The organism is Candidatus Pelagibacter bacterium nBUS_44 (assembly GCF_051200895.1).
Lineage (GTDB): Bacteria > Pseudomonadota > Alphaproteobacteria > Pelagibacterales > Pelagibacteraceae > Pelagibacter.
Map to the genome: position 1 here is coordinate 790,598 of NZ_CP172838.1, position 14,753 is coordinate 805,350.

General features: G+C 32.2%; 14 protein-coding genes. 9 read left to right on the forward strand and 5 right to left on the reverse strand.

Features of this window, described 5'->3' with window-relative positions:
* Positions 1 to 11: 11 nt before the first annotated feature.
* The 3 genes from ACIJYB_RS04460 to ACIJYB_RS04470 all read right to left on the reverse strand — a co-directional run bounded on the left by ACIJYB_RS04460 (position 12) and on the right by ACIJYB_RS04470 (position 3,140).
* Positions 12 to 1,346, reverse strand: coding sequence for a TRAP transporter large permease (locus tag ACIJYB_RS04460; protein WP_435150110.1), 1,335 nt, complete (start codon positions 1,344 to 1,346; stop codon positions 12 to 14).
* The gene (locus ACIJYB_RS04465) at positions 1,347 to 1,961 is read right to left on the reverse strand and encodes a TRAP transporter small permease subunit (RefSeq protein ID WP_435150112.1); all 615 of its coding nucleotides are present in this window, start codon (positions 1,959 to 1,961) and stop codon (positions 1,347 to 1,349) included.
* An 81-nt stretch (positions 1,962 to 2,042) separates the two neighbouring features.
* Entirely contained in the window at positions 2,043 to 3,140 is a 1,098-nt protein-coding gene (locus ACIJYB_RS04470; protein ID WP_435150114.1) for a TRAP transporter substrate-binding protein, read from the reverse strand.
* 149 nt (positions 3,141 to 3,289) lie between these two features.
* Here ACIJYB_RS04470 and ACIJYB_RS04475 point away from each other — a divergent pair, with 149 nt between their 5' ends.
* From ACIJYB_RS04475 to ACIJYB_RS04500, 6 genes are all read left to right on the forward strand, one after another.
* Positions 3,290 to 4,885 carry a GMC family oxidoreductase gene (locus ACIJYB_RS04475; RefSeq protein ID WP_435150116.1) on the forward strand — a complete coding sequence of 532 codons (1,596 nt, stop codon included), beginning with the start codon at positions 3,290 to 3,292 and terminating at the stop codon, positions 4,883 to 4,885.
* Positions 4,885 to 5,475 (forward strand): TerC family protein, encoded by a 591-nt coding sequence (locus ACIJYB_RS04480; protein ID WP_435089459.1) that lies wholly within the window; start codon positions 4,885 to 4,887, stop codon positions 5,473 to 5,475. The genes ACIJYB_RS04475 and ACIJYB_RS04480 overlap by 1 nt, the downstream gene beginning before the upstream one ends.
* Before the next feature lies 1 nt (position 5,476).
* Positions 5,477 to 6,235 (forward strand): SDR family NAD(P)-dependent oxidoreductase, encoded by a 759-nt coding sequence (locus ACIJYB_RS04485; RefSeq protein ID WP_435150118.1) that lies wholly within the window; start codon positions 5,477 to 5,479, stop codon positions 6,233 to 6,235.
* Positions 6,220 to 7,023, forward strand: a complete 804-nt coding sequence (locus ACIJYB_RS04490) for a M23 family metallopeptidase (RefSeq protein ID WP_435150119.1) — start codon at positions 6,220 to 6,222, stop codon at positions 7,021 to 7,023. The genes ACIJYB_RS04485 and ACIJYB_RS04490 overlap by 16 nt, the downstream gene beginning before the upstream one ends.
* Positions 7,024 to 7,032: 9 nt before the next feature.
* Positions 7,033 to 7,557: a hypothetical protein gene (locus ACIJYB_RS04495; protein WP_435150121.1), complete on the forward strand. Its 525-nt coding sequence runs from the start codon at positions 7,033 to 7,035 to the stop codon at positions 7,555 to 7,557.
* A gap of 250 nt (positions 7,558 to 7,807) precedes the next feature.
* Complete coding sequence (locus ACIJYB_RS04500) at positions 7,808 to 8,959, forward strand: M24 family metallopeptidase (protein WP_435150123.1); 1,152 nt, start codon at positions 7,808 to 7,810, stop codon at positions 8,957 to 8,959.
* On the opposite strand, the gene ACIJYB_RS04505 is transcribed toward ACIJYB_RS04500, so the two are convergent.
* Complete coding sequence (locus tag ACIJYB_RS04505) at positions 8,956 to 10,260, reverse strand: NAD(P)/FAD-dependent oxidoreductase (protein ID WP_435150124.1); 1,305 nt, start codon at positions 10,258 to 10,260, stop codon at positions 8,956 to 8,958. The two genes, ACIJYB_RS04500 and ACIJYB_RS04505, sit on opposite strands and share 4 nt — an antisense overlap.
* Positions 10,261 to 10,299: 39 nt before the next feature.
* Positions 10,300 to 12,084: a sulfoacetaldehyde acetyltransferase gene (gene xsc, locus ACIJYB_RS04510; RefSeq protein WP_435150126.1), complete on the reverse strand. Its 1,785-nt coding sequence runs from the start codon at positions 12,082 to 12,084 to the stop codon at positions 10,300 to 10,302.
* 118 nt (positions 12,085 to 12,202) lie between these two features.
* Between xsc and ACIJYB_RS04515 the strand changes: the two genes are divergently transcribed.
* The 3 genes from ACIJYB_RS04515 to ACIJYB_RS04525 are packed head-to-tail and all read left to right on the forward strand — an operon-like array spanning position 12,203 to position 14,749.
* Positions 12,203 to 12,487, forward strand: a complete 285-nt coding sequence (locus ACIJYB_RS04515; protein ID WP_435150128.1) for a UxaA family hydrolase — start codon at positions 12,203 to 12,205, stop codon at positions 12,485 to 12,487.
* 4 nt (positions 12,488 to 12,491) lie between these two features.
* Positions 12,492 to 13,658: a UxaA family hydrolase gene (locus ACIJYB_RS04520; protein ID WP_435089260.1), complete on the forward strand. Its 1,167-nt coding sequence runs from the start codon at positions 12,492 to 12,494 to the stop codon at positions 13,656 to 13,658.
* Between the two features lie 8 nt (positions 13,659 to 13,666).
* On the forward strand, positions 13,667 to 14,749 hold the full coding sequence (locus tag ACIJYB_RS04525) for a YeiH family protein (RefSeq protein ID WP_435150129.1): 1,083 nt from the start codon (positions 13,667 to 13,669) through the stop codon (positions 14,747 to 14,749).
* The last annotated feature ends 4 nt before the right edge of the window (positions 14,750 to 14,753 follow it).

Sequence of the window (14,753 nt, forward strand, 5' to 3'; positions counted from 1 at the left end):
ACTAATAATATCTACTGTCCATATAGATAGGCCGGTAGCCATAAAGCAATCTTAGGAAATACAATTATTAATATTAATCCTATTATTTGAATAACCATAAATTGCATCATTCCATAATAAATATCTTTTAAATCCCACTCAGGAACTACACCTTTTAAAAAATAAGCAGATAGAGCTACAGGTGGAGACAGCCAGGCGGTTTGGAGATTGACTGCTACAAGAATTGCAAACCAAGTTAAGTTAAACCCTAAAGCTTCAACCAAAGGTAATATAATTGGAATTATAATCATTACTATTGGTACCCACTCTAAAGGCCAGCCCAATAAAAATATCATCACCATAATTAATGCTAGAATTAAATATCTATTCATCTCTAGACCTAGCAAAAAGTCAGTTAACAACATCGGTGTGCCAAGTCTTGAAAAAACAGCCCCAAAGAAATTTGAAGCCGCAACTAAAACCATTATTAATGCAGAAATTTCAAGAGTTTTAACTAAAGCATCTTGTAATTTTCTAAATGTTAATTTTCTATACGCTAAAGCCAATAACAAAGAACCCATCGCTCCACATCCAGCCGCTTCTGTTGGTGTTGCAAATCCAAAAAGAATACTTCCTAATGCCGCAAAAACTAGAGCAGCTGGTGGAACAAGACCTAAAAAGAATTCTATCCAAACTTCTTTCATACTTGATGCTCTTAACTCTGGAGGTAAGACGGGGCCCAAGCTTGGGTCAATCCAGCATCTAATAGTTGTGTATGCAGCATAAAGTGTTGCAAGTAATATTCCTGGAATAATTGCGGCTGCAAATAAATCAGTAACAGGAATTTCCATAATAGGTCCCATTACGACAAGCATAATACTTGGTGGAATTAGAATTCCTAAAGTACCTCCAGCAGTAATTGTTCCGGCTGCTAATCTCACATTGTAACCAGATTTATTCATAGATTTTGCAGCCATGATTCCTAATATTGTAACTGATGCTCCAACTATTCCTGTTGCAGCTGCAAATACTACTGAAACAAATAATACCGCATAATAAAGTGAGCCTCTAACTTTTGCTAACATCAATTGGAATGCTGAAAACAATCTTTCCATTAATCCAGCTTGTTCCATCATTATTCCCATAAAGACAAAGAGCGGGACAGCGGCTAGTGTTTGTTCTGTCATGACCATAGAGAATTGCAAGGTCATTAGATAAAAAACTAGTTTTCCAAAACCTAAATAACCAAATACAAATCCTAAAAAAATTAAAGTAAATGATATTGGAAAACCAACAAAAATCGAAAAAAGCATTACTCCAATTAAAATAAAACCTAAAACTGCCGGATCTATAAATTCTGCTAACATTTATTCCTCTTCTCCTGGCCAGATACCTTTAGTTGCCGCCCAATAACTTTTAAATAATTCTGATATTCCCTGAACAAGTAAAAAAACAATCCCAAGCCATAAGCAAGATTTTATTGGCCACATATAAGGCATCCAAGCAGTATCCATTCCTTTTTCACCTCTCATAATAGATTCCTGAACAAATCCAGTTGTCATATATAAAAAAACAATCAATCCTGGAAAATAAAAAAGAAGATATAGCCAAAAATCTATTCTTCCTTGAGTTTTGGTTTTAAAATTTCTGTACAAAAAGTCAGCTCTAATATGAACGCCTTTTGATAAAGCATAGCCAGCACCTAACATAAATAATGCACCGTACAAAAATCTACTCATATCGTATGCCCACATTGTTGGAGCTGTAAACAATTTTCTTGCTAAAACCTCATAAACCATTGCTAGTATTAATGGGACTGTTATCCAACAAACTATATTTCCTACCCATTTATTAAATAAATCTATTCTTGTAATTGTAGATGCCATCCATTTCGGCATATCACTTGGCATTTGTCCTGAACCACCTCGCCTTTCAGCGATCATTTCATCAGTTATGTCTAGTTTACTAGGATCGTCAGCCATAAAAATTCTTTTATTTTCTAAAAAAAAAACTAAAGCGGATTATAAAATCCGCTTTAGTTATAATTGTTTCTTATCTAAATACTACTTTAAAGTAGCTGCGTGAGCCATTCCTAGCTTAGCATTAGACATTTGAGATCCAGACCAGAAAGGTACAGCTATATCTGCAAAGTCTTTTTGAGACTGCCATACTTTAGCGAAAAATTTATTCTTCGCGGCATTTGTCTCTAGAGCTTTTTTAGCAGCAGCCATATACGCTGGGAAATAGTCAGCTGGAGTATCATGTAAAATTACACCATGTTTTCCAGTTAACTCAGCAAGAGCTTTTCCGTTTTCGTATATTCTGTAACTCATTGATTTTGATAGAGATGCATTCGCAGCAACTTCTAAAGCTTTCTTCTCTAAAGCAGACATTTTCTTATATTTGCTTCCTGTTATATAGAAGTCAGCATTTACTACTACTTGGTGAAGACCTTGTAGGTAGTAATGTTTTAGAACTTTTTGGAAACCGAATGTCATGTCAGGTTTTGGACAACACCATTCAGCAGCATCAATTGTTCCTGCTTCAAGAGCTGGAAGAATATCTCCACCACCCATTGCAACAGAAGCTACACCAATATCTTTATAAGTTTGTCCTGGAATTCCTGGAGGAGTTCTGAACTTGTACTTTCTAAAGTCTGCCATGCTGTTAATTGGCTCTTTGAACCAACCTAAAGCTTCTGGACCTACTGGTTGTAACATAAATCCTTTGATGTCTCTTCCCATCTCAGACCAAAGTTGGTCGTAAAGTTCTTTACCACCACCGTATTGGAACCAAGATAAAAATGCGATGTTATCGATACCAACACCTGCACCTGCTACTGGCGAACCAAATAACATAGCTGCTGGGTGATCACCTGACCAATAGTGAGTCCAAGCGAAACCACAATCGATAAGACCTTTATCTACTGCATCTAAAGTTTCTTTAACGCCAACTACTGATCCAGCAGGCATAATTTCGAACTTAAGCGAACCTTCTGTTAGTTCAGTTACTGTGTCAGTGAAATCTTTTAACATTTTCACTTCGTCAGCTTTTGCACTAATTACAGTTTGACACTTAAGAGTTTGTGCAGAATTCGCTCCTGTAACAGTCATTACTGTTAAAAGAAGAGTTCCTACAACTAATGATATGATTTTTTTCATATTGTATTTTCCCTCTTGTTGTTTTTTTTATAAAAAAAGTACTCTGTCAAAATTTTAAAATTATAACAAGGTTTAATATGACTTTTTTCAATATTTATTAATAAATTTGCTATAAATAAATAATTTTAATTTATAAGAATTCTATTTTAATGGAAAATTTTGATTTTATAATTCTTGGTGCTGGATCCGCAGGGTGTGTGCTTGCTAATAGATTATCTGAAAATTCTAATCATAAAGTTTTACTTTTAGAAGCAGGTGGTAAAGATAACTATCCTTGGATCCATATTCCTGTTGGGTATTTTAAAACAATGCACAATCCTAATACTGATTGGTGTTATCGAACAGAGCCCGATGAAAGTATGAACAATATTTCTATAAGATATCCTAGAGGAAAAACTTTAGGTGGAAGTTCATCAATTAATGGTCTTTTATATATAAGAGGTCAACATCGAGATTATGATGTTTGGCGACAATCTGGTAACACTGGTTGGGGTTGGGATGATGTTCTGCCTTATTTTTTAAAAGCAGAAAATCAGGAAAGAGGAGAAAGTGAGTTCCATGGAGTTGGTGGCCCCCTATCTGTTTCTGATCAAAGGATACATCTACCGCTTTTGGATGAATTTCAAAATGCAGCTGAAGAATTTGGTATTCCTAAAACAAAAGATTTTAACACTGGGGATAATCATGGTTGTGGCTATTTTCAAGTTACTCAAAAAAATGGTTTTAGATGTAGTACTTCAGTTGGATATTTAAATCCAATAAAACATAGAAAAAATTTAAAGATTGTTACTAAAGCTCATATAAAAAAAATAAATTTTGAAAATAAAATAGCTAAAGAAGTTGAATTTTGGGAGGGTGATGAGATTAAAAAAGTTCAAGCGAATAGAGAAATAATATTATCATCAGGTGCAATTGGCTCTCCACAAATTTTACAAGTATCAGGAATTGGTAATTCAGAAAAATTAAAAAAATTAGGTATTCATACAGTTCAAAATTTAAATGGTGTTGGTGAAAATTTACACGATCATTTGATGTTAAGACCCATTTATAAAATTCAAGGTCTGAAATCACTTAATAAAAAAATTAATAGTTTATTTGGAAATTTGATGATTGGGCTTGAATATGTTTTTAATAGAAGTGGACCGATGACTATGGGTGCTAGTCAATTATGTATGTTTGCAAAAAGTGATGCTTCTTTAGAGTTGCCAGATTTACAATGGCATGTTCAGCCTATGAGCATGGATGCGTTAGGAGCAACTAAAAATCATGACTTTCATGCATTCACTCCAACAGTCTCAAACATCCGACCAACAAGCAGAGGTCATGTAAGTATTGTAGATAAAGACTCAAGAACTTATGCAAAAATTAAACAGAATTATCTTTCAACAGATCATGATCGAATGGTTGCTGCAAGAGGACTTAAATTAACGAGAAAAATTGTATTAGAATCTGAAACTTTTAAAAAATATCTACCTGAAGAATATAGACCAGGTGTAAGCATAAATGATGATGAAGAATTAGTTAAAGAAGCATCTAATCATGCTCAAACTATATTTCATCCTGTTGGAACATGTAAGATGGGCCAAGATGATATGGCGGTAGTTGATGAACAATTAAAAGTTAGAGGTATCAAAAACCTTAGAGTGATAGATGCATCTATTATGCCAAACATAACTTCAGGAAATACTAATGCACCAACAATAATGATTGCAGAAAAAGGTGCTGATATGATATTAAACAGCTAATGTTTTCAGAATTATTTGGAGCTGAACAGCTCGTCATCTTAAGTCAAATTATTTTCATAGATTTAGTGTTAGCTGGTGATAACGCAATTATAATTGGAATGGTTGCATCAAAATTTCCAGTTGAACAAAGAAAAAAAGTAATTTTTTGGGGTATAGGTGGTGCTGTAATTTTAAGAATTATCTTAACAATGCTAACAGCATACTTGCTACAAATTACAGGACTAAGATTAATTGGTGGATTATTATTACTTTACATTGTCTACAAACTTTATGTTGATGTAATTAAAGGTCAATCTAATGAAGAAGATATTAAAGTTGATAACTCAAGCTTCATGAAAGCAATTTGGACTGTTTTACTTGCAGATTTTACAATGAGTTTAGATAATGTTTTAGGTGTAGCTGGAGCTGCAGGTGATCATTATGTTTTGTTAATTTTTGGATTAGCTTTATCAATTATTTTAATGGCTACAGCAGCCAATTTAATTTCTAGATGGATTAATGAATATAAGTGGATAGCTTGGATTGGTTTAATTGCTATACTAGTAGTTGCGATAGAATTAATCTATACAGACTTAAAATTATTTATTTAATATGTATCTACAAAAAATTAACTTAAAAAATAAATACGCATTAGTAACAGGTGCTGGTAAAGGCTTGGGCAAAGCTTGCGCTATTGCATTAGCTGAAGCTGGAGCAACAGTCATTGCCTTAAGCAGAACTCCCTCTGATCTTGATAAATTAGAAAAACAAATCAAAAAAATTAAAGGTAAAATTGTTAAAGTTCCTTGTGATGTTATGAATTATGAGGATTTAAAAGAAAAAATTGAAAAAATTAAAACTATTGATGTCCTAGTAAATAATGCGGGCACAAACATTCCTGAGCCTTTTGAAAAAATTAAACAAAAAAGTATGAACTACTTAGTTGATCTTAATCTTAAGGCAGCTTTTAACGTTGCTCAATTAGTTGTTAAAAAAATGTTAAAAAATAGAAATAGACCTGGTTCAATAATTAACATGTCATCGCAACTTGGTCATGTTGGTATGAGTGGTAGAAATGTTTACAATATGACTAAATTTGGTATTGAAGGATTAACTAAAGGTATGGGTGTTGAATTGGCGAAAAATAATATTAGAGTTAACACTGTAGCACCTACTTTTGTTGAAACACCAATGGTTAAGAACTTTTTCAAAAATAAAAAATTTAAAAAATTAGCTTTAGGCAATATTCCATTAGGGAAAGCTGCAACAGAGAGTGATATCGCAACATCAGTTTGCTTCTTAGCTTCATCAGCTTCTTCAATGATCACAGGAACATCAATAGTAATAGATGGCGGATGGACAGCTCAATAATTTATAGATTTTTTTTAGTATTTTTAATCTTTACAGCCTCTCAAGTTAACGCCATAGAATTTCAGGGACAATTCACTCAAGGACATTTTATTTTAGGTAAAACTGATCCTAAAGCTAAAATTAAAGTTAATAAAAAAGAAGTAAAAGTATCCAGAAATGGCTTCTTTGTTTTTGGAATTGATAGAGATAGAAAGTTTGATTTAACTTTTACGAAAACTTTAGATGGAAAAATATCCAAAATTACAAAAAAAGTTTTAAAAAGAAAATATAATATTCAAAGAATTGACGGACTTGCAGAAAACAAGGTAACTCCTCCAGAGTCAGTTTATAAAAGAATTAAAAAAGAAAATAATGCTATTGGTGAAGCGAGAGCAATTAATTCTAATTTACTTTTCTTTAAAGAAAAATTTGTCATGCCAGTTAAAGGAATTATTAGTGGTGTTTACGGAAGTCAAAGAATATTAAATGGTAAACCTAGATGGCCCCATTACGGTATTGATATAGCTGCAAAACAAGGAACTATGATTAAATCTTCTGGAACTGGAGTAGTAACAATGGCTGAGGATGATTTGTATTACACAGGTGGCACAATCATAATGGATCACGGTCATGGTATCTCAACAATATATTCTCATTTAGAAAATGTTTTAGTTTCTGTAGGTGAGCAAATAAATCAAGGAGATATAATTGGAACTGTTGGCTCAACTGGAAGATCTACAGGACCGCATTTAGATTTTAGAGTAAACTGGTTTCAAACTAGACTTGATCCAATGTCAGTATTAAAATAAAAAATCTTAATGAAAAAAACTTTAAAAGATAAGCTCTCAGATAAACTTGTGGATGCTTTTCTTAAAGGTAAAATAATTTCAGCCTTACCAGTAAAATTTACTAAGAAATTAGCCGAAGCAGATAAATTTAGAAAATTATGTGAGGATAAAATTAAAGAACCAATAATTGGATATAAAGCTGGAGGTACAGGAATTCCTCTTTTAAAAAAGTTAAAAGAAAAAGAACCTTTTTATGCATCTATTTTCAAAAGAAATTTTTTAAAGAGTGGACAACGTGTAAAAATAAATAAATCAACTTTTGGAATTGAACTTGAAGTTTGTTATTTAATTAAGAAATCTTTTTTTTCAACAAAAGCGACTATTACAAATAAAAATGTATCAAAATTTATATCTCATATGGCTCCCTGCATAGAAGTCGTTGGTTATAGACAAAAAAAGAAAGGTATTAAGTCTTTTGGTGATTTGAGTAGTGACTTTGGTGCAAATGTAAAATTTTTAATTGGTAAAAAAAAAAATATAAAAAAATTGATATAGGAAACTTAAAAACAAATATTTCAAATAAAAAAATTAAACAAAGTGTAACCGGAAACACTAATTCTGTTTATATAAATCCACTCAATTCTTTAAGATTTATCCTAAAAAAAGTTAAAAAAGATAAAGTTAATTTAAATAAAAATTTCTACGTTTTTACTGGTTCTACTGTTGGGGTTGTACCTATACTAGGTAAAGGTTTGTATACTGGTAAAATTGATAAATTAGGATCTGTAAAAGCAATAATATCATAATGACACTTCATTTTACTAAAGAGGAATTTTCTAAAAGAAAACAAGATGTTTTAAAATCTATGAAAGAGCAAAATTTAGATGCTCTTTTAATGTTTAGACAAGAGTCAATGTATTGGCTGACAGGATACGATACATTTGGATATGTTTTTTTTCAAACTTTAGTCTTAGATCAAAAAGGAAATATAATTTTATTAACTCGTGCACCTGACTTAAGACAGGCACAAAATACATCAAATATTCAAGATATAAGAATTTGGGTTGATAAAGATGGAATTAATCCGACAGATGATCTTAAAATAATTTTAGAGGAACTTGATCTAAAAAATAAAAATATTGGTGTCGAATATGAAGCTTACGGAATGACTGGACGTAATGCTCTAAAATTAAATAAATCTTTGAATAATTATTGTACAGTTGAAGATCAATCAGAACTGATAACAAAATTAAGAGTTATAAAATCTAATGAAGAATTAGTTTATGTAAAACAAGCTGCTGAACTTGCAGATAGAGCTTTAGATGAAGCATGGAAATATACAAAGGCTGGCGCAAGTGAGGCAAAAATTTTAGCTGAAATGCAAAGAGCAGTTCTTGAAGGTGGCGGTGATTATCCCGCTAATGAATATATCATTGGCTCAGGAGATAACGCACTACTATGCAGATATCAGGCTGAAAAAAGAAATTTATCAAATACAGATCAACTAAGTCTAGAATGGGCTGGTACTTTTAAACATTACCACTCTGCAATGTTTAGAACTATTCCTATTGGAAAAGCTGATCCCAAACATATAAAAATGCATGAAGCTTGTGTTGAAGCATTAACAAATTGTGTAAAAACTTTAGTTCCAGGAAAAACTGCAGGAGAAGTTTTTGATATTCATGCAAGAACTTTTGACAATTTGGGATTTAATAAAGCAAGAATGAATGCTTGTGGATATTCATTAGGTTCAACTTTTTCACCTAACTGGATGGACTGGCCAATGCTATACACTGGTAATCCATACAAGATTGTTCCTGGCAATGTATTCTTCATGCACATGATATTGATGGATTCAGATAGTAATTTAGCCATGAATTTAGGGGAAACCTATTTAGTCACCGAAAATGGCAACGAAAGATTGGGTGAGCAAAAATTAGATTTAGTTGTTCTTTAAATTTCAGATCTGGCTCTCAAACGCTCATAAATTAAACGAGTTTTAACACCTAAATTTAAAAATGGTTGTGGTGGCAACCAAGTAGGTTTGTTTCTTTTCTCAATAATTTCAATTTCTTTACTGTTTTCATTGCAAGCTTTAATTGCAATTTGTTCACCAAACAAAGTACCAACACCAATACCAGAGCCATTATAACAACCTGCAGCAAAAACATTTTGATCAATTTTTTCAAATATTTGAGAACTATTCCTTGTTCTTGAAACAATACCAGACCATGATGATTTGATAATATCATCTGGTAATTGTGGAAATCTTTTTTTTATCCCCATTTTTTGATTAACAGACCTTTTATTTAATTCTGACTTAGACATTTTATATGGATTGTTAACTTCAGCTGTATTTCTAATTAAGATTCTTCTATCTTTTGTCATTCTGATAGTTGCACCCATTGGTCTCACAGGTAATACGCCCCACTCCTTTGGTTGACCGATAGATTTAAATTCGTCATCAGTTAAAGTTCTTGTCATGCTAGCTGTTAAAGTAATAGGAAAATTATAGTTTGATTTAATTCCTAAAGATTTCAAAAAACCATTTGTAGCAAAAATGATTTTTTTAGTATTAATTTTACCATTTTTAAATTCACAAGAAATTATATCTTTAGTTTTATTCCAAGTTAATAAATGTGAATTTTCATATAAACAAACATTTTTTGGTAATATGTCGATCATCGCTCTTACTAATTTTCCTGGATGTAATAAAATCCCACCTTTAGTATGAAGTGCAGTGTTATAAAAATCAGTTCCTAATTTTTTTGATAATTCATCTTTAGATAATAAATTATGTTCAAAACCTAATTTAATGAGAGTGTCTGAAAAATTAGTTAAAATTTTTTTATCTTCTAATCTTGATGATGCAAAATATTTTCCACATTCATTCCAATCACATTCTACTTGATGTTCATTAATAAATTTTTTAACTACATTTATGCCTAATTTATAGATGTCAGCTTTCTTTTTATAATTATTTAATTCTTTATTTGATGTGAAACCATCATTAAGAGTTGTATCAACTAAATATCCTGAATTTCTTCCGCTAGCACCTTCCCCAGCTAATTGAGCATCAATTAATATAATTTTTTTATCTGAATATAATTGTGCTAATTTTCTAGCAGCTGACAAACCGGTATAACCAGCGCCAACAATTAACCACTCGCAATCTTCATTTGATTGGAGAGTTTTAATATTTGTTCGAGAAGGTAAATCTTTTAACCAACTACAACCATTATCGTTAGTCACTTCCATGAAGTGACTTTACGATAATTGGTATAAATTTTAAAGATCTTAAGAGTTTAGAGATGGTTGCTTAATCATGTCAGCTTTATTGATACCAGCTACTTTAACTGGTTTTTTCATTGCATCTCTTCTAAATGGCTCACCAAGCTCTTGGTTGAGAATTACTTCTATAAACGTTGTAATTCCTTTCTTTTGATCTTCACAAGATTGTTTAATAGCTGCAGTAGTTTCTTCCATCGTTCTAACTGCTACACCTTTTAATCCACAAGCATCAGCAACTTTAGCATAACTTAGTTCTGGGTCTAGTTCTGTTCCAACAAAATTATCATCAAACCAAAGAGTTGTATTTCTTTTTTCTGCACCCCACTGGTAATTTCTAAAAATAACCATTGCAATTGCAGGCCACTCTTCTCTTGCACATGAGCTCATTTCATTCATGCTAATACCAAATGCACCATCCCCAGCAAAACCAATTACCGGAGTATCAGGGCATCCAATTTTGGCACCTAAAATTGATGGAAAACCATATCCACAAGGGCCAAATAATCCTGGAGCTAAATATTTTCTTCCTTTTTCAAATGTTGGGTAAGCATTTCCAATTGCACAATTATTTCCAATATCACTTGAAATAATTACATCATCAGGCATACCAGCTTGTATTGCTCTCCAAGCTTGTCTAGGAGACATTCTATCTGCATCTCTTTTTCTAGCTTCTTCATTCCAAACTGTACCCTTGTCATCATCTTCATGATCCAAACTTGATAATTTTTGTAACCAAGCTGATTTAGTTTGATGAATAATATCTTTTCTTGCTTGTCTATCTGTATCACCTGCAGTTGGTGAAAGTTGAGCCAAGATCTGTTGTGAGACTAATTTTGCATCTCCACAAATCCCAACTGAAACTTTTTTGGTTAAACCAATTCTATCTGAATTCATGTCAACTTGAATGATACTTGCATCTTTTGGCCAGTAATCCATTCCATAGCCTGGTAAAGTTGAAAAAGGATTAAGTCTTGTTCCTAATGCTAACACAACATCAGCTTTTTGAATTAATTCCATTCCAGCCTTTGAGCCATTATATCCTAATGGACCTGCAGCTAATGGATGACTACCTGGAAAACTATCGTTGTGTTGATAACCAGAACAAACTGGTGCATCTAATTTTTCAGCAAGTTTTTTACAATCTTCAATAGCACCACCAATCACAACACCTGCGCCAGATAAAATTACTGGAAATTTAGCATTAGATAATAAGTCAGCAGCTTTTTTAATTGCATCAACACCACCACCTTGTGTTTCTAATCTAACAATTGGTGGTAGATCAATATCTATTACTTGCGTCCAATAATCTCTAGGTACATTGATTTGTGCTGGAGCTGAACCTCTGATTGCTTTTTCAATTACTCTATTTAAAACTTCTGCCATTCTTGAAGGGTCTCTAACTTCTTCTTGATAACAAACCATATCTTTAAATAAATTCATTTGCTCAACTTCTTGAAAACCACCTTGTCCCATAGTTTTATTTGCTGCTTGTGGTGTAACTAATAAAAGTGGAGTGTGATTCCAATATGCAGTTTTAATTGGTGTAACCAATCCAGTTATTCCTGGACCATTTTGCGCAATTACCATTGACATTTTACCCGTAGCTCTTGTGTACCCGTCTGCTATTAATCCACCATTAGTTTCATGAGCAACATCCCAGAAAGTAATTCCTGCATCTGGAAAAATATCTGAAATTGGCATAAAAGCTGAACCGATAATTCCAAATGCGTGTTCAATTCCGTGCATTTGTAAAACTTTTACAAAAGCTTCTTCTGTTGTCATTTTTGTCATAAAAATTATGCCTCTCTAATGTGTAAATTTAAAATTTTTTTAAAATTCGTTTGTTAATTTTTGCGATTAATATATAAGATTTTACAAATTTCAAACAAACAAATCGACACAATAAATTATGGCTACAGACATTATAATTCACGATAAAAAAGACAACGTAGGAGTAGTTGTTATTGAGAAAATCACTCCAAAACAAGATTGTGCTTGCTGGATAATGGAAGATGATAGTTCAACAAATATTCAATCTATGGATGAAATTCCTTTAGGACATAAAATTGCAATGGTTGATCTTAATGAGGGTGACACAATCCTTAAATATGGTCACGATATAGGTAAAGTGGTTAAATCAATCAAAAAAGGTGAGCATGTTCATGTTCACAATGTTAAAACAAAGAAGTGGTAATAATATGGAAATTCCAAAAAGTTTTTTAGGGTATAAAAGAGAAAACGGCAGAGCCGGAACTAGAAATCATGTAATCATACTGCCTGTTGATGATATTTCTAACGCTTGTGCTGAAGCTGTAGCAAACAATATTAAAGGAACAATAGCTCTTCCTCATTCATACGGAAGGCTTCAATTTGGAGCTGACTTAGAACTTCATTTTAGAACTATGATTGGAACAGGATGTAACCCAAATGTTGCAGCTGTAATCGTTATTGGTATTGAGCCAAAATGGACTAAAAAAATTGTTGATGGAATAGCTAAAACCGGAAAACCAGTTGAAGGATTTCATATTGAAAGAACTGGAGACATTGGAACAACAATGAAAGCTTCTAAAAAAGCTCAAGAATTTGTGATGTGGGCTTCAGAAAAACAAAGAGAAGAATGTCCGATGAGCGATCTTTGGATTTCAGTAAAATGTGGTGAATCTGATACAACATCTGGATTAGCAGCTAACCCAACAGTTGGTAATTTAATGGACAAATTAGAACCAATGGGTGTTCATTTATGTTTTGGGGAAACGTCAGAATTAACAGGTGCCGAGCAAGTTTGCGCGACTAGAGGTGCAACTCCTGAAGCTTCAGATAAATTCATGAAAACTTGGAATTCTTACAATGATTTTATTTTAAAAGAAGCAACAGATGATCTTTCAGAAAGTCAACCAACAGCAGGTAATATCGCTGGTGGTTTAACTACGATTGAAGAAAAAGCTTTTGGAAACTTCCAAAAAATTGGAAACTGTAAATTTATAGATGTTTTAGAGCCAGCAGAAGAACCAACTAAAGGTAAAGGTTTATACTTTATGGATACCTCTTCAGCAGCAGCAGAGTGTGTTACACTTCAAGCAGCCGCAGGTTTTAATATCCATTTATTCCCAACAGGCCAAGGTAATATTGTTGGTAACCCTATTGAACCAGTTGTTAAGTTAACTGCCAATCCATTAACTGTTAAAGGTATGGGAGAACATATTGATTGTGATGTTTCAAAAATATTAACTCGTGAAATGAACATGTCTCAAGCTGGAGATGAGCTAATAAAAACAACATTAAGGGTAGCAAACGGAAGATTGACTTGTGCAGAAGCTTTAGGTCACAAAGAATTTGTGATGACTAAACTTTACAGAAGTGCGTAAGATCTCTAGTGCCTATTAACTTTCAATACTTAAAGTCAATTTTACCAGGTATTGTTTTAGCTTTAGTGTTTTGTTTATTTTCACAGGGAATAAATAACTTATTAGCTATAGAAATTTTTGGAACTCCTAAAAGTCCAATCTCAACAGTTCTCATTGCAATTTTACTTGGTATTTTAATGGGTAATGCATTTACACCAAGACCAGGAATGATGATTGGGTTAGATTTTACTCAACAATATATTTTAAAATTAGGAATTATTTTTTTAGGTATAAGATTAAGTTTTGAAGAGCTTATTAAATTTGGATCAATAGCTATACCTTTGATTATTTGTTGTATTATTGGTGTATTAATACTTGTAAAATTATTGATTAAAAAAGTACCTATTTCATCAAAAATGTCTTACCTGATAGCTATAGGTACAAGCGTTTGTGGGGCAACCGCAATTGTAGCAACTGCTCCAGTAATTAATGCAAAAAAATCAGAAGTAGCATATGCAATTGCAAACATTACGTTGTTTGGAGTAATAGCAATGATTGTTTATCCATATTTTGCTGAATGGTATTTTGATAATGATGCTTTGAAAATTGGTTTATTTTTAGGGACATCAATTCATGAAACATCTCAAGTTGCTGCAGCTGGGTTAATTTATGATCAACAATTTAATAGTCCTGAAACATTAAATGTTGCAACGGTAACAAAACTAATAAGAAATACTTTTTTAGTAATTCTGATACCTTTGTTTGCTTTTTTATACAATCGTGGTGAACTAAAAGGTAAAAATTACTCTATTTTGAGTATTTTTCCATATTTTGTAATTGGTTTCATAGGAATGATTGTTGTTAGGAATATTGGAGATCAATTCTTTACACCCGATAACAATAGTTATGATCTTTGGATAAATTTAATTGGATATTTAAAAACTTTAGCAACAGTATTTTTAACAATGGCTATGGCTGCTGTGGGTATCTCAATTAATTTAGGTGAATTAAAATCAATGGGCTATAAACCTTTTGTTGTGGGTTTAATTGCAGCTGTAACAGTTGGATTTATAAGTCTTATATATATTGAAACTTTAACTAAATTTATTTAATAAA

What these genes read in the sequence shown, in the direction of transcription:
- ACIJYB_RS04495 (WP_435150121.1), top strand. Translation starts at nt 7,033, where the DNA reads ATGAAAAAAACTTTAAAAGATAAGCTCTCAGATAAACTTGTGGATGCT.
- ACIJYB_RS04500 (WP_435150123.1), top strand. Translation starts at nt 7,808, where the DNA reads ATGACACTTCATTTTACTAAAGAGGAATTTTCTAAAAGAAAACAAGAT.
- xsc (WP_435150126.1), bottom strand. Translation starts at nt 12,084, where the DNA reads ATGACAAAAATGACAACAGAAGAAGCTTTTGTAAAAGTTTTACAAATG.
- ACIJYB_RS04475 (WP_435150116.1), top strand. Translation starts at nt 3,290, where the DNA reads ATGGAAAATTTTGATTTTATAATTCTTGGTGCTGGATCCGCAGGGTGT.
- ACIJYB_RS04470 (WP_435150114.1), bottom strand. Translation starts at nt 3,140, where the DNA reads ATGAAAAAAATCATATCATTAGTTGTAGGAACTCTTCTTTTAACAGTA.
- ACIJYB_RS04460 (WP_435150110.1), bottom strand. Translation starts at nt 1,346, where the DNA reads ATGTTAGCAGAATTTATAGATCCGGCAGTTTTAGGTTTTATTTTAATT.
- ACIJYB_RS04480 (WP_435089459.1), top strand. Translation starts at nt 4,885, where the DNA reads ATGTTTTCAGAATTATTTGGAGCTGAACAGCTCGTCATCTTAAGTCAA.
- ACIJYB_RS04505 (WP_435150124.1), bottom strand. Translation starts at nt 10,260, where the DNA reads ATGGAAGTGACTAACGATAATGGTTGTAGTTGGTTAAAAGATTTACCT.
- ACIJYB_RS04485 (WP_435150118.1), top strand. Translation starts at nt 5,477, where the DNA reads ATGTATCTACAAAAAATTAACTTAAAAAATAAATACGCATTAGTAACA.
- ACIJYB_RS04465 (WP_435150112.1), bottom strand. Translation starts at nt 1,961, where the DNA reads ATGGCTGACGATCCTAGTAAACTAGACATAACTGATGAAATGATCGCT.
- ACIJYB_RS04515 (WP_435150128.1), top strand. Translation starts at nt 12,203, where the DNA reads ATGGCTACAGACATTATAATTCACGATAAAAAAGACAACGTAGGAGTA.
- ACIJYB_RS04490 (WP_435150119.1), top strand. Translation starts at nt 6,220, where the DNA reads ATGGACAGCTCAATAATTTATAGATTTTTTTTAGTATTTTTAATCTTT.
- ACIJYB_RS04520 (WP_435089260.1), top strand. Translation starts at nt 12,492, where the DNA reads ATGGAAATTCCAAAAAGTTTTTTAGGGTATAAAAGAGAAAACGGCAGA.